1 protein-coding gene is annotated in these 19687 nt (G+C 74.8%); it reads right to left on the bottom strand.

Annotated elements, in window-relative coordinates:
• Positions 1-12 precede the first annotated feature (12 nt).
• Positions 13-19407, bottom strand: coding sequence for a non-ribosomal peptide synthase/polyketide synthase (locus tag ACWDZ7_RS37540; RefSeq protein WP_451803235.1), 19395 nt, complete (start codon positions 19405-19407; stop codon positions 13-15).
• Positions 19408-19687 lie beyond the last annotated feature (280 nt).

Genomic DNA, 19687 nt, shown 5'->3' with positions numbered 1-19687 from the left:
GTCGTCGGATCCTCACCGTTCGTGGTCGTGGTCGTGGCCGCCGGACGCGGCGTCTTCGGTGTCGGGGCCGCCGGACGCGGCGTCTTCGGTGTCGTGGCCGCCATACGCGGCATCTCCGTCGTACGCGCTCTGTTCGAGTTCGCTCAGCACCTGCTCCTCCACCAGCTCCGCCAGGGCGGCGACGGTGCGGGAGACCAGGACGTCGCGGGGGGTGAGCGTGATGGCGAACGCGTCGTTGGCGCGGGAGGCGATGAGCAGGGCGCGCAGCGAGTCGCCGCCGAGCAGGAAGTAGTCGTCCTCGGCGCCCACGGCCGTCTGGAGGGTCTCCTCCCAGATGGCCGCCACCGCCTCCTCGGTGGGGGTGCGGGGTGCCACGTACTCGGGCCGTCCCCGCTCGTCGGCCGGTGCCGGGGCGGGCAGGGCGGCCCGGTCGGTCTTGCCGTTCTCGGTGAGCGGGAAGCGGTCGAGGACCACGAACGCGGACGGCACCATGTATCCAGGGAGCGAGCGTGCGGCCAGTTCCCGCAGTTCCGCAGGGGTTGGCGGTTCCGCGTCGGAGGCCGTGAGCAGGTGGGCGACCAGGCGCGGCAGGCCCGGTTCGTCCTCGCGTACGGTCACCACGGCGTCAAGGACGCCCGGATGGCGGACCAGGGTCGTCTCGACCTCGCCCGCCTCGATGCGGTGGCCGCGCAGCTTGAGCTGGTGGTCCGTGCGGCCCAGGTAGTGCAGTTCGCCGACGCTGTCGCGGCGCACCAGGTCGCCGGTGCGGTACATGCGGGTGCCGGGCGGCCCGAACGGGTCGGCGGTGAAGCGGGACGCGGTCAGACCGGGTCGGCCCAGGTAGCCGCGGGCCAGTGCCGGCCCGCTCAGCCACAGTTCGCCGGTGACGCCGTCGGGAACGGGCCGCAGGCGGGCGTCGAGGACGTAGGCGCCGGTGGCGGGCAGTGGGCGGCCGATCGGCGGTGCGCTGCCGTCCGCGGCCAGTGGTGCTGACCAGGTGGCGACGACGGTGGCCTCGGTGGGGCCGTAGGAGTTGACCATGCGGTGGTGCGGCGCCCAGCGTGCGACGAGTTCGGGGCCGCACGCGTCGGCGCCGACGATCAGAGTCTTCAGGTCCGGCAGCGTGCCGGGGGTGTCGGGCGGCAGCGTGGCGAGCGCGGCCGGCGGAAGCAGGGTGTGCGTGATGCGCCCGGCCCGCAGGACGTCGGCGAGTTCGGCGCCGAGCAGCGGCCCCGGCCGGGGTACGACGAGACGGGCACCGTGCGGCAGTGACGCGCACAGCTCAAGGACGCAGGCGTCGAAGCTGGGCGTGGCGAAGGCCAGCACCCGGTCACCCGGGGCTACTTGGTAGTGGGCGGCTTCGGCGGCGCTGAACGCGGCGAGCCCGCGGTGGGTGACGACGACACCCTTGGGCGTGCCGGTGGAGCCGGAGGTGTAGATGACGTACGCCGGGTCGTCCAGGTCGAGCGGGCGGGTCCGGTCGGCGTCGGTGGGCCGGTGTCCGGGGACGCCGTCCGGCGCGGCGGCGAGCAGGTCGGCGACCTCCTGGGCGTCGAGGGTGAGGGCGGGGGCGGCGTCGCTCAGCATCAGGGCGATCCGCTCCTTCGGGTAGGCCGGGTCGACGGGCAGGAACGCGGCGCCGGCCTTCGCCACCGCCAGCTGTGCGAGCACCATGTCCGTGGAGCGGGGCAGCAGGAGTGCGACGAGGTCGCCGGGTCCGGTGCCCCGTGCGATGAGCCGGTGCGCGAGGCGGTTGGCCCGGTCCTCGGCCTTCGTGAAGCTCAGCGGCGCGCCGCCCGAGCCGCCCGAGCCGCCCGCTTCGAGCGCTTCGAGCGCGGTTGCGTTCGGCCACCGGTCGACGGCGGCCTCGACGAGGGCGGGCAAGGTGGTGGCGGCCACCGGGCCGGTCGCAGGGCGGGCCGGGCCGCGCAGCAGCCGGTCGCGCTGTGCGGGCGGCAGGACGTCGAGGTCGTCCAGGCGGGTGGTGCCGTCCGAGGCGGCCAGGACGTCCAGGGTGTGCAGCAGCTGCCCGGCCAGCGATGCGGCGCTGGACTCTTCGAAGTACCGCGGGTCGTAGCCGAGTTCCACGGTCAGTCGGTCGCCGGGCGAGACGACCACGGTGAGCGGGTAGTTGGTGGCCTCCCGGGCGTCCAGGTCACGCAGGGCGAGTCCGTGCGCGCCCGCGGTCGCGTCGCCGACGGGGTAGTTCTCGAAGACCACCAGGCTGTCGAACAGGGCGGTCCCCGGGGGTAGTTCGCCCAGGGCGTTCAGCGTGGTGAGGGGCAGGTGGTCGTGGCGACGGTCCTCGGCGCGGGCCTCCTGGAAGGCACGCAGCCAGGCGCCGCAGCCGGTACCACCGTCGACCTCGGTGCGGGCGGGCAGGGTGGTGATGAACAGGCCGGTGATGGTGTCGGCGCCGGGCAGATCGGCGGGCCGTCCGGAGACGGTGGTGCCGAAGCAGACCTCCCGTTCCCCGCTCCACCGTGCGAGGAGCAGCGCCCAGGCGCCCTGTACCAGGGTGTTGAGGGTGAGGCGCTGGCGACGGGCGAACTCCTGGATCCGGCTGGTCCGTTCGGTGTCGAGCCGCTGGGACAGCCAGGTGCCGGAGCGTGCCGTGGCGTCCGGGGCGGGACGCCGGTCGTACGGCAGCGGGGTCGGGCCGCGCAGGCCGGCCAGGGCGGTGCGCCAGTGCGCCTCCGCCTGGCCGGTGTCCTGGGCGGCGAGCCAGCCGGCGTAGTCCGCGAACGGCCTGCGTTCGGGCAGGTGGGGCCGCTCGCCGCGGGTGAGGGCGGCGTGCGCGGCCGTGACGTCGGACAGGACGTGGAAGACGCTCCAGCCGTCCAGCAGGACGTGGTGGAAGGTCCACACCACGCGGACCGCGTCCTGGCCGAGCCGGACCAGGGCGAGCCGCAGCAGCGGGGCGCGGTCCAGGGCGATCCCCCGGGCCCGCTCGTCGGCGAGCAGCCGTTCCAGCTCCGCGTCGTGCCGGTCCGCCGGGACCGCGCTCCAGTCGTGCTCGGCGACCGGCAGCGTCACGTCCCGGTGGACCACCTGGAGCGGCACGGGTACGCCGCGCAGCGCGACGGAGGTGCGCAGCACGGGGGTGCGGTCGACGACGTGCTGCCAGGCGGCGGCCAGGGTCCGCGGGTCGTGGGCGCCGTCCGCCACGAACGTGATCTGCTCGACGTACAGGCCGTGTTCGGCCTCGTCCAGGCCGTGCATCACCATGCCGGTCTGGGTGGGCGTGAGCGGGTAGATGTCCACCACGTCCGCCACACCCGCTCCCTCGCCGACGAGCCGGTCGACGCCCGCCTGGTCCAGCGGGGCGAGCGGGAAGTCGGCGGGGGTGCGGCCGCCGGCACCGGGCTCGGCGCAGTGCCGGACGATCGCGCGCAGTTCGTCGGTCAGCTCGTCCGCAAGGCGGGCAACGGTCTCCCGGTCGTGCACGTCGCGGGAGTACGACCAGGTGAACTCCAGCCGTTCCGCGCCGACTTGACCGAGGACGTCGAGGAGGTACGGCCGCTGCGCCGAGCGGTCCATGCCGCCGGACAGACCGCCGTAGGGCGCGTGGAGCAGGCCGCCCGGCGTGCCGGTACGGTCCTGCCGGCCCAGGTAGTTGAAGCAGACCGGCGGCAGGGCGGGCAGTTCGCGCCCTGCCGTGGGGTGCAGGAAGCGCAGCGCGCCGTAGCCGAGTCCGCCGTGCGGCACGGCCCGCAGGTTCTCCTTGACGGCCTTCAGCACGGTGCCGGTGTCCGCGGCGCGGGGCACGTCCAGGGCGACGGGGTACATGGCGGTGAACCAGCCCACGGTCCGGGCGAGGTCGGTGTCCTCGAACAGTTCCTCGCGGCCGTGTCCCTCCAGGGTCACCGCCACCCGGTCCTGTCCGGTCCAGCGGGCCAGGACCCGGCCAAGGGCGCACAGCAGGACGTCGTTGACGCGGGTGCGGTACGCGTCCGGCACGTCCTGGAGCAGGCGGCGGGTCTCCTCGGCGTCGAGGCCGACGGTCACACTCTCCTCGTCGGCGACGGTGTTCGCGCCGCCGGGACGGTCGGCGGGCAGCGCGGCGGCGTCGTCGTCGAGGCTGCGCCAGTGGGCGAGTTCGCCGTCAAAGCCACCCGCCTCGGTGTGCTCGGCGAGCCGCCGCGCCCACGTCCGCAGCGACGTGCTCTTCGGGGCGAGGGCGGGCCGTGCGCCGTCCCGCAGCGCGTGGTAGGCGGCGTCCAGGTCCTCCAGGATCAGGCGCCAGGACACGGCGTCCACGACCAGGTGGTGGGCGGCGAGCAGCAGTACCGGCCGCCCGCCGTCGCCCGGCCGGCACAGCGCGGCCCGCAGCAGCGGTCCGCCGGCCAGGTCGAAGTCGGCGCCCAGCGCGCCGGCGACCTCGTCCGGGGCCGTCCGCTCGTGCACCTCCAGGTGTACGTCGTGGTCGCCGGGCGGAGTGCCGTACTGCCGCCACCGTCCGTCGCCGAGCTGCTCGAAGCGCATCCGCAGGGCGTCGTGGTGCTCCAGTACGACGGACAGGGCCGCGCGCAGCAGTGCCTCGTCGGGGTCCGCGGCCAGCTCGAAGGAGACCGTCTGGCTGAAGTGGGCGGGGTCGCCCGTGAGGGTGTCCAGGAGCCAGTGCTGTACGGGAGTGAGCGGGGCGTCGCCGGTCACCGGCCCCTGCTCGGCGGCGGCTCCGGCGGTGTCGGCCACCCGCTCGGCCACGGCGGCGAGTTCGGCGAGCGTCTGGTGGGTGAACAGGTGCCGCGGGGTCAGGGCGAGCCCGGCCCGCCGGGCGGCGGAGACGATCTGGATGCCGAGGACGGAGTCGCCGCCGAGCGTGAAGTAGTTGTCGTCGGCGCCGACTTCGGGTACGCCGAGCACCTCGCACCAGATGGCCGCGAGGGTCTGCTCGGCCTCGGTACGCGGCGGCCTGCCACCCGTGCCGGCGGTCGGCGCCGCCCACTCGGGTACGGGCAGCGCCCGCCGGTCGAGCTTCCCGGTGGCGCCGAGCGGCAGCCGCTCCAGCGGGACGACGAGGGCGGGCAGCAGGTGGTCCGGGAGGCTCCGGGCGAGGAAGGCGCGGAGTTCACCGGTGTCGGGGAGGGCGGCCGGGGGATGCGCCGCGTGACCGGCGGGGGCCGGGTGGTCCGTGGGGCGCGCCTGCGGGTTGCCGGCCGGCCGGGCGGCTCCCGCATCGCCGACGGGTGCGGGCAGGGCCGCCGTGCCGCCGACGACTCCCGCATCGCCAGCGGGCACGGGCAAGACCGCCGTATCGCCGACGGCTCCTGCGTCCTCGGAGGAGCCGGGCAGAGCCGCCGCACCTCCAGCAGTACCTGCCCTGTCGGAGGAGCCGGGCGGAGCCGCCGTACCTCCGGCAGTACCTGCCCTGTCGGAGGAGCCGGGCAGAGCCTTCGCGTTGCCAACGGCCCCCGCTTCGTCGGCGGACACCGGCAGAGCCATCGCATCGCCAACGGCTCCCCCCTCGTCGGCGGACACCGGCAGAGCCGCCGCGTCACCATCGGCCCCCGCCGCATCGGCGGACACCGGCAGAGCCCGCGCGTGGGGCACCACGTACCCGATCAGGCGGCGGTGCCCACCGTGTTCGACGACGCGGGCCGCTGCCGCCGCCACCCCCGGGTGGCGGGCCAGCGCCGCTTCCACCTCGCCGAGTTCGATGCGGAAGCCGCGGACCTTGACCTGGTCGTCGCCGCGGCCGAGATAGACGAGGTCGCCGTCGGCCGTCCAGCGGACCAGGTCGCCGGTGCGGTACATGCGGCTGCCGGGCGGGCCGAAGGGGTCGGGCAGGAACCGGGCGGCGGTCAGGCCGGGGCGGCGCAGGTAGCCGCGGGCGACACCGGTTCCGGCGAGGAAAAGCTCGCCCGGCGCGCCCGCGGGCACCGGGCGCATGCGCTCGTCCAAGGCGTAGGCGCGGGCGCCGCCGAGCGGTCGGCCGATCGGCGGGTCACGGTCGGGGTCGGCGGGGTCGCAGGTGAAGGCGGTGGCGTAGACGGTGGCCTCGGTGGGGCCGTAGATGTTGTGCACCTGGCTTCCGGGGACAGCCGCGCGGACCCGGCCGACGGTCCGGGCGGGCAGCCCCTCCCCCGCGAGGACGACGGTGTCCGCGGTGAGGTGGACGGCGTCCTCGGCGAGCAGCCGGTCCAGGGCCGAGGGCACCGCGCTGAGAAGTCCGGCCCGCCAGGGTCCTGGGCGTTCGGCGAGGGCCAGCAGGTCGCGGACGATCTCCACGCAGCCGCCCGCCAGGAGCGGCGAGAAGATCTCGAAGACCGACACGTCGAAGTTGAGCGAGGTGGACGCCACCACGTGCTCAAGGCCGCGCCCGGTGAACTCCGCCGCCGCCCAGTCGGTCAGGGCGCGCACGGACGCGTGGCTGACGACCACTCCTTTGGGGCGGCCGGTCGAGCCGGAGGTGTGGATGACGTAGGCCGGGTGCGCGGGCAGCAGGGTGGTGTGGCGTTCGGCGTCGCCGACGGGGGTGTCCGGCAGGTCGGTGCCGGGCTGCTCGTCGAGGAAGATTCGGGTGTACGGCCCTGCGGGCAGTCGGCCCGCGGTCTCGGCGACGGTGATGACGGCGTCCGGCCGTACGTCCTCGAAGAGGAACGCGACGCGCTCGGCGGGGTACTGCGGGTCGACCGGCAGGTACCCGGCGCCGCTCTTGAGCACCGCGAGGAGCGCCACGACCAGGTCGGCGGTGCGGGGCAGGCAGAGTGCGACGAAGCGCTCGGGTCCGGCACCGGCGGCGATGAGCAGCCGGGCCAGCCTGCTGGAGCGGGCGTCGAGTTCGCGGTAGCTGAGGCAGGTGTCGGCGTGGCGGACGGCCGGGGCGTCGGGAGTGCGCTCGGCCTGCCGCCGGAACGCCTCGGGCAGGGTGTCGTACGGCGCCTCGGCCACCCGTCCACCGAACCGGGTCACCAGATCGCGGCCCTCGGCCGGGTCGAGGAGGGCCAGGTCGGCCAGGCGGCGGTCCGGCGCGTCGGCCATTCCGGTCAGCAGGGTGCGCAGGCTCTCGCCGAGCGCCTCCACCGTGCCGGCGTCGAAGGCGGCCGGGTCGTAGTCCAGGTTCACGGCCAGGTTCTCACCGGGCGCGACGACCACGCTGAGCGGGTAGTTCGTCGGCTCCAGGTCCCGCTCCGCCTCCATCGCCAGACCGTGCCGGGCCATGGCGCCTTCGTCGAAGGGGTAGTTCTCGAAGACCACGATGGAGTCGAACAGGCTGGTACCGCCGGGCACGTCGCTCCACGACTGCACCTGCGCCAGCGACACGAAGTCGTGGCGCCGGGCCTCCGCCTGGGCGTCCTGGAGTTCGCGCAGCCAGTCGAGGAGCGCGCGCCGCCCGTCGACGCGGGCCCGGGTGGGCAGGGTGTTGATGAACAGGCCGACCATCGAGGTGACGCCGGGCATGTCGGCGGGCCGGCCGGAGACGGTCGTACCGAACACCACGTCCTCGCCACCGCCGTAACGGGACAGCAGCAGCGCCCACGCGCCCTGGACGACCGTGTTGAGGGTCAGTCCGGCCCGCTGGGCGGTCTCCCGCAGCCGTGCCGAGGCGTCCGCGCCGAGGGCCAGCCGCACGGACCCGGAGGAGGAAGCGCGGTGGGCCTCGGCGGGCCGCCGGTCGCGGGGCAGTTCGGTGGGCGCCTGGAAGCCCGCGAGGGTGGTGCGCCAGTACCGTTCGGCGCGGTCGGTGTCCTGCTCGGACAGCCAGCGCAGGTAGTCGGCGAAGGGCCGCCGGTCGGGCAGTTGGGGGCGGTGCCCCGCGGTCAGGGCAGCGTACCGCTCGCATACTTCTTCGAAGACCTGGGCCGCGCTCCAGCCGTCGAGCAGGACGTGGTGGAAAGTCCACACCAGCCGGACCCGGTCCGCCGCCAGCCGGATCAGCGTCAGCCGCATCAGGGGCGCGGTGCCCAGATCGACGCCGGCCTCCCGGTCCTCGGCGAGCAGACGGTCCAGCTCCCGTGCGCCGCGCTCGGCGGACCATCCGGACCAGTCGTGGTGAGTGACGGGCACGGTGGCCCGGCGCCGGACCACCTGGAGGGGTTCCGCGGTCTCCTGCCACACCAGGTGGGTGCGCAGCACCGGGTTGGCGTCGGCGGTGTGCTGCCACGCCTCGGCGAGCGCGTGCGGATCGGTGACGCCGGACAGCACGAGCTGCACCTGGTTGACGTACGTGCGGTTGTCGGCGTCGATCAGGCTGTGGAAGAGCATGCCGGCCTGCATCGGCGTCAGCGGGTAGATGTCCGCGACGTCCCGGCCGTCCCCGACGATACGGTCCACGGCGGCCTGGTCGAGGCGGGCCAGCGGGAAGTCCGACGGGGTACGGCCGCCCGCGTCCGGCAGGGCGCAGTGCGCGACGATGTCGCCGAGCGCCCGCAGCATGTTCTCGGCCAGCGCGGTGACGGTCTCCTCGCGGTGCCGTCCGGCGCTGTAGTACCAGGTGATCTCAAGGCGGTCGTCCTCGACCCGGGCCACGATGTCCATCAGGTGCGGCCGTTCGGTGTCCGGTGCCTCGGCTCCGCCCAGGCCGCCGGGCACCGCCGCGACGAGGGTGCCTTCGTCGGCGGACCAGTCGAAGCGGCCCAGGTAGTTGAAGCTGATGCCGGGTTCGGGCGCGCCGGTGAGCCGTTCCTCGCGTCCCTCGCGTTCCTCGCGGGCGAGGTGGCGCAGCACGCCGTAGCCGATTCCGCGGTCGGGTACGGCCCGCAGCTGCTCCTTCACCGATTTCAGCGCGGTGCCCCAGGAGCCGGCCGGGACGGACAGGGCGAGGGGGAAGAGCGAGGTGAACCAGCCGACCGTTCGGGACAGGTCGACGTCCTCGAACAGCTGGTCCTCGCGGCCGTGCCCCTCCAGGCCGACGGCGACGGTGTCGCGTCCGGTCCAGTCGCCGAGGACCCGGCCCAGCGCGGTGAGCAGGATGTCGTCGACGCGGGTGCGGTAGACGCCGGGGACGCGGCGCAGAAGGCCGTCGGTGTGTGCGCGGTCGAGGCGGACGGTGACCTCGCGGACGTCGGCCGTGGTGTTGCCGCCGTCGAGATCCACCGGCAGCGGGTCGGCGCAGGCCCGGACGGTGCGCTCCCAGCGGCCGAGCTGCGCTGCGAAGCGGTCGTCGTCGCGCAGCCGATCGGCCCACTCCCGTACGGAGGTGGTGCGCGCGGGCAGCTGTACGGGTTCGCCGGAGGCGGCCTGCCGGTAGGCGGTCTCCAGGTCCTCAAGGAGGATCCGCCAGGAGACGCCGTCGACCACCAGGTGGTGGGCGACGAGCAGCAGCCGGGCGGGCCGGGTGCCGTCGGCGGTGAACAGGCGGGCGGTGAACAACGGCCCGGTGTCCAGGCGGAGTCCGCTGTGCGCCGCCGCGGTGGCGCGCTCCTCGTCCGCCATGTCGTGCACCTGGAGCAGGTCGGGCACCGGACCGTCGGCGGCGGCGATGTCTTGGCGCCAGGCGCCCTCGTCGTCGAGGTGGAACCGGGCGCGCAGAGCGTCGTGGTGCGTCCACAGGGCGGTCAGCGCGGTGCGCAGGGCGTCCTGGTCGACGGCGCCGGGCGTCTCGATGACGACGGACTGGTTGAAGAAGGCGGGGTGCGCCGGGCGCGGGTCGAGGAACCAGTGCTGGATCGGGAGGAGGCCCGCCGCTCCGGTGACGGGTCCGGTACCGGCGACGGCGCGCGACGCGCCCTCGGTGGCGGCGGCCAGTTCGGCCACGGTGGGGTGCCGGAAGAGGTCACGGGGGCTGAGCGCGAGTCCTGCGGCGCGGGCCCGGGAGACCACCTGGATGCTGAGGATGGAGTCGCCGCCCAGCATGAAGAAGTTGTCGTGCACGCCGACTTGTGCCACGCCGAGCAGCTCGGCCCAGACCCCGGCGAGGACGCGCTCCGCCTCGGTGCGCGGGGCGCGGTGGGCCTGTTCGCCGCCCGCCGCCCAGTCGGGCGCGGGCAGCCGCCGCCGGTCGACCTTGCCGTTGGCCGTCAGGGGCAGCTCGGGCACGGCGACGAACGCGGCGGGCAGCATGTAGTCGGGCAGTCCGGCCGCCAGGTGAGTGCGCAACCCGGCGGCGGAGGGCAGTTCGGCGGCGCCGGCCGGCACGAGGTGGGCGGCAAGCCGTTTGCGTCCGCCGTCCTCGTACAGGGATACGACGGCCTCGGCGACGGCCGGGTGGGCGGTGAGCCGCGCCTCGATCTCGGCGGGTTCGACGCGGAAGCCGCGGATCTTGATCTGGTCGTCCGCGCGGCCGACGAAGTGCAGCTCGCCGTCGGCGCTCCAGCGCACGATGTCGCCGGTGCGGTACATGCGGGTGCCGGGCGGGCCGTAGGGGTCGGCGAGGTAGCGGGCGGCGGTCGCGCCGGGCCGCCCCGCGTAGCCCCGGGCCAGGCCGGCGCCGGCGATGTACAGCTCGCCGGGGATGCCGGGCGGCTGCGGCTGAAGGGTGCCGTCGAGGACGTACACGCGGGTGTTGTCGAGCGGGCGTCCGATGGGCAGCACCGCGGGCAGCGGGTCGCCGGAGCGGAAGGCGCGGCGGGTGGCGAAGGTGGTGGTCTCGGTGGGGCCGTATCCGTCGACGACGGTCAGTCCGGGGCAGGCGTCGAGGACCCGGCGCACCACCGCGCCCGGCACGGCCTCACCGCCCGTCCACACCTCGCGGGCACCGCGCAGACAGCCGGGGTCCTCCTGGGCGAGCAGGCGGAACAGTCCCGCGGTCAGCCACAGGCAGCTCACCCGCTGCTTGGTGACGGCGTGCCGGACCTGGGCGGCGTCCAGGTCGGCGGGCGGGGCGAGGACGGCCGTACCGCCGCGCAGCAGCGGCACCCACACCTCGTAGGTGGCGGCGTCGAAGGCGTGCGGCGAGTGCACGAGGACCCGGTCGTGCCCGGCGAAGGCCCGGTCGAGGGCGAGCGCGGCGACGTCCCGCTGGCGTACCGCGACACCCTTGGGCGTGCCGGTGGAGCCCGAGGTGAACATCAGGTACTGGATGTTGTCGGGGTGCAAGGTCCGGTCGGGCGCGGAGCCGGTGAGGCCGGTGAGGTCGGCGAGGCCGGTGGACCTGGCGGACCGGGCGGACCGGGCGGACCCGAAGGCGGCGTCGGCGCGCAGCACGTTGTCGCCGGGCAGTACCTCGCGGGCCGTCGCCTCCCAGGCGGCGTCGGTGAGCAGCAGGCCCGCCCCGGCCTCGGCCAGGGTCCGACGCAGCCGCTCGGCCGGTGCCCTGCCGTCCAGCGGCACGTACACGCCGCCGGTGCGCACGAGCGCCAGCTGGGTGACGACCAGTTCGACGGAGCGGTCCATGAGGACGCCGACCGGGTGTTCCGGACGTACGCCCGCCCCGGCAAGCCGTGCCGCCAACTGGTTGGCACGGGCGTCGAGTTCGCGGTAAGTGAGGTGCTCGTCCCCGGCTTCCAGGGCCACGGCGTCGGGAGTGCGGCGCACCTGGGCGGCGAAGAGGTCGGCGACGGTGCTGTCGGGGAGGTCGGTGGCGGTGTCGTTCCAGGTGCGCAGGACCTGTTCGCGGCGGTCCGGGCCGAGCAGCGGCAGCCGGGCGGGCGGGCGCGGTGAACCGGTGGGCATGCCGGTGAGCAGGACGGTGAGGTACTCGGCCATGCGCCCGGCCGTGTCGGCGTCGAACAGCTCGGGGTCGTAGCCGAGGCGCAGGCCCAGCTCCGCGCCCGGGTAAGCGGTGAGGCTCAGCGGGTAGTTGGTGGTCTCGACGCCTTCCAGGCCGCTCAGGCGCAGTCCGTGGGTGGCGGCGAGGTCGTCGTCCACCGGATAGTTCTCGAAGACGACGATGCTGTCGAAAAGCCCGACACGCTCCGGGAGTTCGGTGTACGTCTTCAGCCGGGTGAGCGGCAGATGGTCGAAGCGCCGGTCCTCGCTCTGGTCGTGCTGGAGCGCGCGCAGCCAGTCGAGCAGGGAGCCGTGGCCGGGGACGGTGACCCGGGTGGGCAGGGTGGTGATGAACAGACCGGTCATGGCCTCGGCGCCGGGCAGCTCGGCCGGCCGGCCGGACACGGTGGTGCCGAACACCACCTCGTCGCGGCCCGCCTGCCGGGCGAGGAGCAGCGCCCAGGCGCCCTGTACCAGGGTGTTCAGGGTGAGGCCCGAGGTGCGGGCCAGCTCTTCCAGCGCCCGGGTGGCGGCCGCGGGCAGCGTGCCGTGGACCGCGTGCGTGGACTCGGCGCGGTGGGCCTCGCGCGGCTCGCGGTCGTACGGCAGCGGCGTGGCCTCGGTCAGGCCGGACAGCCTGCGCCGCCAGTGCCGTTCGGCCGCTTCCCGGTCGCGCCGCCGCAGCCAGGACACGTACTCCCGGTAGGACGGGCGGTGCGGGAGGGCGGCGGCGTCGGGTCCGGCGTGGTGGGCGAAGACGTCCGAGAGCACCTGGAACATGCTCCAGCCGTCAAGCAGCAGATGGTGGAAGGACCACACCACGCGCACGGCGGTGGCGGAGACGCGGGCGAACAGGAGGCGCTGGAGCGGGGCCCGTTCGAGATCGATGCCCTCGGCGCGGTCCCGGACCAGCAGGTCGTCGAGGCGGGCACGGCGCTCGTCCTCCGTGAGGTCGCGCCAGTCCAGGTGGGTGACGGGCACGGCCGCGTGGCGCTCCACCACAAGGAGCGGTTCGGGTACGTCCTGCCAGACGACCCGGCCGCGCAGCACCTCGGTGCGGCCGGTGACGTGCTGCCAGGCCTCGGCAAGGGCCGCCGGGTCGGGCACGCCGTCCAGGACGAACGTCAACTGCTGGACGTAGACGCCGCGGTCGTCCTGGGACAGGCCGTGGAAGAGCATGCCCGCCTGGGTGGGCGTCAGCGGCAGGACGTCGGCCACCGCGGCCGGGTCCGCACCGGTGATCCGGTCCACGGCGGCCTGGTCGAGCCGGGCCAGCGGGAAGTCGGACGGGGTACGCCCTGCGGCGCCCGGCCGGGTGGCGTGCCGGGCCAGGTCGGTGAGCGCGTCGGTGAAGCGCCCGGCGAGGCCCGCGACCGTGTCCTCGCGGCCCGGCTGGTCGGCGTAGAACCAGGTGAACTCCAGTGAGTCGCCCACAAGTTGGCCGACGACCTCAAGGGCGTGCGGCCGCTCGGTCGCCGGGTCGGCGTCCAGTTCCAACGGGCGTACGGTGCCCCGGTAGAGGCTGTCGGAGCCCTCCGGCGTGTCCATGCGGCCCAGGTAGTTGAAGCTGATCTGCGCGGCCGCGGTGCGCGGCGACGCCCCGGGACCGGCCGACCGGAGCAGCACGTCATGGCCGAGGCCGTTGCGCGGCACGGCGCGCAACTGCTCCTTGACCTGTTTCAGTACGGTGTCCCAGCCGGCGTCCTCGGGGACGGCGAGCGCGACGGGATGCCGGGTCGTGAACCAGCCGACCGTGCGGCTGATGTCCAGTTCGTCGAAGAGCTCCTCGCGGCCGTGCCCCTCGACGTCGACCACCACCCGCTCCCGGCCGCTCCAGCCGCACAGCGCCCGGCCGAGCGCGCCGAGCAGGACGTCGTTGGCCTGGGTGCGGTAGGTGTCGGGCAGGGTGCGCAGCAGGGCAGAGGTCTCCTCGGCGCCGAGACGCACGGTGAGCGACCTCTGCTCGGCGTAGGTGCCGGGGCCGCCCGTCAGTTCGGCGGGCAGGGCGGGCCCGGCGGCGGGGACCGCCTCGGCCCAGTACGCGCGCTCGTCGTCGAAACCGCCGTCCACCGCGTGGGCGTTCAGCCTGCGGGCCCACTGGCGCAGCGGTGAGGACTTCGCGGGCAGTGCCTCGGCGCCGTCCTCGCCCGCGCGGCGGGCCCGGTAGGCGCGGTCCAGGTCTTCGAGCAGCAGCCGCCAGGAGACTCCGTCGACCACCAGGTGGTGCACGGCGAGGTGCAGCACGCGGGACGCGTCGGTGCCGGGTTCGGTGCCTGGGTCGTGCAGCACGGCCCGCAGCAGCGGTCCCCGGGCGAGATCGAACGGGCCGAGGTGCGGGGTGTCCGTCTCCGGACCGGTGTGGTGGGCCAGTCGGAGGCGGGGTGTCCGCTCGTCGATGTGCCAGCCCGCCGACTCGTCGCCGGTGAAGCGGGAGCGCAGGGCGTCGTGGTGGGCGACCAGGTCGTTCAGCGCGTCCTCCAGCGCCGCCGGGTCCAGATCGGCGGGCATCCGGAGGGACAGCGCCTGGGAGAAGTGGCCGGCGCGTTCGCCGACGGCGTCGTACAGCCAGTGCTGGATGGGGGTCAGGGGGGCCGTGCCGGTGGCCGCCTGCGGTGCGGGCGCTGCTTCGCGCGGGCCCACCGCGGAGTCCGCGCAGTGCGCGAGGGCGGCCACGGTCTGGTGCTGGTAGAGGTCCCGTGAGGTGAGCGGCAGGCCCTCCTGCCGGGCGCGGGCCACCACCTGGATGCTGAGGATCGAGTCGCCGCCGAGTTCGAAGAAGTTGTCGTCGACGCCGATGCGTTCCTCCCGCAGCACCTCCGCCCAGATCCCGGCGAGGGTGGCCTCGGTGGGTGTGCGGGGCGCGACGTGGCGGACCGCGCGCACGGCGGGGCCGGGGCCGGGGAGCCGGCCGCGGTCGAGCTTGCCGTTGGGGTTGAGCGGCAGGGCGTCCAGTACGACGACGGTCGTCGGGACCATGTAGTCGGGCAGCGTACGGCCGAGGTCCCGGCGCACCGCATCGGGTTCGGTGTGCTGCCCGGCGGCCGGGACGACGTAGCCGATCAGGCGCCGGTTGCCGTCGCCGTCGGTGGCGGCGAGGGCGGCCGCCTCGGCCACGCCCGCGCAGCCGCGCAGCGCCTCCTCCACCTCGCCCAGTTCGATGCGGAAGCCGCGCACCTTGACCTGCTGGTCCGTCCGGCCCACGTATTCGAGTACGCCGTCGGAGCGGCGGCGCACCAGGTCGCCGGTGCGGTACATGCGCTCTCCCGGCGCGCCGAACGGGTCGGCGACGAACCGGGCGGCGGTCAGTCCGGGCCGGTTCAGATAGCCGCGGGCCAGGCCGCCGCCCCCGAGGTACAGCTCGCCGGGGACGCCGATGGGCTGCGGCCGCAGGGAGGTGTCCAGTACGTAGGCGCGAGTGAGCGCCACCGGGTCGCCGATGGGCGGGGCCTGCTCCGGCAGCCGGTCACCGGCGAACCAGGCGGTGGCGTACACGGTGGCCTCGGTGGGGCCGTAGACGTTGGCGATCCGGCAGCCGGGCATGGCGGCCCGCACATCCTGCGCGGTCTGCGCGGACAGGGCCTCGCCGGCGAGGACGACTGTGTCGGCGGTCAGGGGTGCCGTACCGCCCGCGACGAGCCGGGAGACGACGGACGGCACGCCGCTGAGCAGTGTGGCGCGCCGGGGCCCGGTGCCGTCGGCGAGGGCCGGCAGGTCGGCGACCACCTCGACGGTGCCGCCGGCCACCAGGGGGCAGATCAGTTCGAACACCGAGACGTCGAAGTTGAGGGAGGTGGAGGCGATCACATGGGCCAGGCCCTCGGGCCCGAACCGCTCCCCCGTCCACTCGGCCAGCGCGGCGACACTGCGATGGCTGACCACCACGCCCTTGGGGCGGCCCGTGGAACCAGAGGTGTAGATGACGTACGCGGGATGGTCCGGCAACAGCGGCCGGAGCCGGTCGGCGTCCGTCAGTTCGGCGTCGGTCGGCTGGGCGTCGGGCGCGTTCGGGGTGGCGTGGTCCTCCAGGAGCAGCGGTACGCACTCCGGGGGCAGCGCGGCGGCGGTCTCCCGGGTGGCGAGGACGAGGGCGGGCCGGGCGTCGTCGAGCATGAGGCGGACCCGCTCGGCGGGATAGGCCGGGTCGACCGGGAGGTAGCCGGCGCCCGAGGCGAGCACCGCCCACAGCACGGGCACGAGGTCGGCGGAGCGCGGCAGGCAGAGCGCGACCAACGTCTCGGGTCCAGCGCCGCGCGCGACGAGCAGTCGGGCAAGGCGGGACGCGCGCCGGGCGACTTCGGCGTAGTCGAGCCGGACCTCGCCGCAGACGACGGCGGTACGGTCCGAGGTCCGGGCCGCTTGGGCGTGGAGCAGTGCGGGCAGCGTGCCGTACTCGTTCTGCCGCGCCGCGCGGGTGGGCGGATTCCAGCTCTCCACCAGCGCGCGCTGTTCCTCGGCCGCGAGCATGGGCAGTTCGGCCAGCGTGCGGCCCGGGCCGTCCGCCATGCCCTCGAGGAGCCGATGCAGGTGACCGGTCATCCGGGTCACGGTCGCCGCGTCGAACAGGTCCTTGTTGAACTCCACGGTCAGCGCACAGCCGCCGTCCGCCTCCGGCGCGAACTCCAGGACCAGGTCGAAGCGGGCGGCCGGGCGAGGCAGCGGGTGTTCGGTGACGCGCAGACCACCGGCGAGCGGTGGTGCGGTAAAGGCGGTCTGCTGTACGACGAGCACCTGCACCAGCGGGGTGCGGCTCGGGTCGCGGGGCGGGGCCAGCTCCTCCACCACCCGGTCGAACGGAACCCCGTCATGGGCGAAGGCGTCAAGCACCGTCGACCGCATCGTCTCCACGAACCGGTCCACGGTCGCGCGTTCGTCCACTTCGCCGCGGAGCACCACGGTGTTGGCGAAGAAGCCCGGTACGTCCTCCAGGTCCTGGCGACCGCGCCCGTTGGTGACGGTGCCGAGCGCGATGTCGCGCTGTCCCGAGTAGCGGGAGAACAGCAGCGCGGCGGCGCCCGCGAACAGGGTGAACGCCGTGGTGCCGCGGCCCGCGGCCAGTTGCCGCAGCCGGGACGTCAACTCCTCGGGCAGCACGTGCCGGTGGGTCGCGCCGACGGTGGTGCGCTCGGCGGGACGCGGCCGGTCCGTGGGCAGCTCCAGGTGCTGGAGGCCCGCCAGGTGCCGCTTCCAGTAGGCCAGGTCGGCGGTGTCCGCGTCACCGGCCCGCTGTCGGCGCTCCCACACCGCGAAGTCCGGGTACTGGACACCGGGTCGCGTCAGTCCGTCCGGCTCACCTGTGGCCTCCGCGTGGTAGAGGGCGGCGAGTTCGCGGGTGAGGATGCCGACCGACCAGCCGTCGGTGACGATGTGGTGCTGGGCCAGGAGCAGCAGGTGGTCCTCGGCGGCGAGCCGTAGGAGCAGCGCACGGGTGAGCGGCCCGGCCGCCAGGTCGAACGGGTGGCCGAGTTCCTCGGTGAGCAGCTTCTCGGCGGCCTCGGCGCGCCGTGCGTCGGGTACGCCGGTGAGATCGGCCGTCCGCAGGGGTACGTCCGGCTCCGGCGCGACACGCTGGACGCCCTGGCCGTCGACCGTGGGGAACGTGGTGCGCAGGGAGTCGTGCCGGGCCGCGAGACGGAGCAGGGAGCGGTGCAGCGCGTCCGGGTCCAGGGCGCCGCGCAGCCTGAGGGAGACGCCGGTGTTGTACTCGGTGCCGCCCGCGGTGAGGTCGTCCAGGTACCACAGCCGCCGCTGCGCGCTGGACAGCGGCAGTCCGGCCTCGCGGGGGGCCGGCGGGATCGGCTCCGGCGGCGCGGCGGCCGACGGGTCGGCGAGCAGGGGCGCGAGCGCGGCGATCGTCCGCGCGGTGAACACGTCCCGCACGGTCAGCCGGACGCCCAGGTCGTCCCGGACGCGGGCGAGCACACGGGCGGCGAGGATCGACTCACCGCCCAATTCGAAGAAGTCGTCGGTGATCCCGACCGCGTCGACGCCCAGGACATCCGCCCAGATCCCGGCGAGGGCGCGCTCCTGGGCCGACCGCGGCGGCACATGACCGGCCGCCACCGACCGCTCCGGCGCGGGCAGGGCCCGCCGGTCGATCTTGTGCTGCGGGGTGAGCGGCATCCGGTCGAGCACCACGATGGCGGACGGCACCATGTGCCCGGGCAGCATGGCCCCGATGGCGGCGCGCAGGACGACCGGGTCGATGGGGTGCGCGGCGGAGGCGGTCGAGGCGACGATGGGGCCGTCAGTGCCGCTTGGGCCGACGGGGCCGGCAGGGCTGACGGGACTGACGGAGCTGGCGGGGCTGACGGGGCTGACGGGGCTGACGGGGCCAGCCTGGGTGGCGCGGCCGGGCCCAGCCTGGGGGGCGGGCGCAGCCTGCGTGGCGGGGCTGCTGGCGGGGCTGCTGGCGGGCGCAGCCTGCGTGGTTGCGGTGACGTAGGCGACGAGGCGCTGATGGCCCGGCACGTCCTCGCGTACCACGACCACGGCCTCGCCGACGGCGCCGTCGCCGGCCCGGCGCAACGCCGCCTCGATCTCGCCCGGCTCGATCCGGAAGCCGCGGATCTTCACCTGCCGGTCAAGGCGGCCCAGGAACTCCAGCTCGCCCTCGGCGGTCCACCGCACCCGGTCACCGGTGCGGTACAGACGCGCTCCGGGCGCGCCGAAGGGATCGGCGACGAAGCGCGCCGCCGTCAGCCCGGGGCGGCCCAGGTAGCCGCGGGCCACCGCGTCACCGCCCACGAACAACTCGCCGTCGGCGCCGGGCGGCACGGGCCGCATCGCGGCGTCCAGGACGTACACCCGGGTGTGCGGCAGAGCGCCGCCGATCGTCGGCGTACCGCTGCCCGCGGTGAGCGGTCCGGTCCACGTGGCGACGATGGTGGTTTCGGTCGGGCCATAGGAGTTGATCATCCGGCGGCCGGGTGCCCAGCGGTCCACGAGCCCGGCCGGGCAGGCCTCGGCCCCCACGATCAGCGTGCGCAGGTGGCGGGCGGTGCCCAGCGCGGGGTCAGGCAGAGAGGCCAGCGCGGCGGGCGGGATGAGGGCGTGGGTGATGCGGTGCTCGTCCAGGACCGCGGCGAGTTCGTCGCCCAGCCAGGGCCCGTTCGGCGGTACGACGAGCGTGGCACCGGACAGGACGGAGACGAACAGCTCCAGGACGGAGGCGTCGAAGCTCGGCGAGGAGAACTGGAGTACCCGGTCGCCGGGACCCACCGTGTACCGCTCGGCGGCGGCCGAGGTGAAGCCGCCGATGCCGCGGTGGGTCACCGTCACGCCCTTGGGGGTGCCGGTGGAACCGGAGGTGTAGATGACGTACGCCGCGTGGTCCGCGTCCACGCCGGGGCCATCCGTGTGTCCCGCTACCTCTCCGGTCTCCAGCAGTTCGCGCACCTGGCGCGGATCGTCCAGGGTGAGCGCGGGCGCGGCGTCGGCGAGCATCAGCGCACGGCGCTCAGCGGGGTACGCCGGGTCCACGGGCAGGAAGGCGGCGCCCGCCCGAGCGACGGCCAGCTCCGCCGCGATCAGCTCCATGGAGCGCGGCAGGACCAGGGCCACCACCCGGTCCGGCCCCGCTTCCCGGCCTATCAGGTGCGCGGCCAACCGGTCGGTACGGTCGGCCAGTTCACGGTAGGTCCAGGTCCGTCGGCCGTCGGTGAGGGCCGGTGCGTCCGGGGTTCGGGTCACCCAGGCGGTGAAGAGCTCGCCGAGCGTCGGATACGCCGAAGCCGCCGCGTTCTCCGGCGCGTCGGCGGTGGGGCCGCCCTGCGGCAGGGAGGACGCCGGTGCGGGCTTGTCGTGCAGGTCCGTCATGGGTGAAGTCCTTCTGGAGAGCGGGGCGATGCGACGCGGGCCACGCGGACGATCCCGGCCTCGCCTCGTGGACGGTGCGCTGGATCGGACGTGACACACCGGGTGTGCGCGGTGATGCGGTGATGCAGTGGAACGGGGTGGTGCGACGGTGCGGTGGAACGGGATGGTGACCTGGTGCGGAGCGGACGGCGTACGGCGGGGTGGTGCGTTGACCGACGGGCGTGGGCCGGCGATTGAGCCGTGCCTCCGACGAACGGCTCACCAGTCCCGGTGGTGGGCC

It is taken from the genome of Streptomyces sp. NPDC003032 (assembly GCF_053591415.1).
The sequence above is the reverse complement of the archived record's forward strand: the minus strand, read 5'-3'. Positions and strand labels throughout refer to the sequence as shown.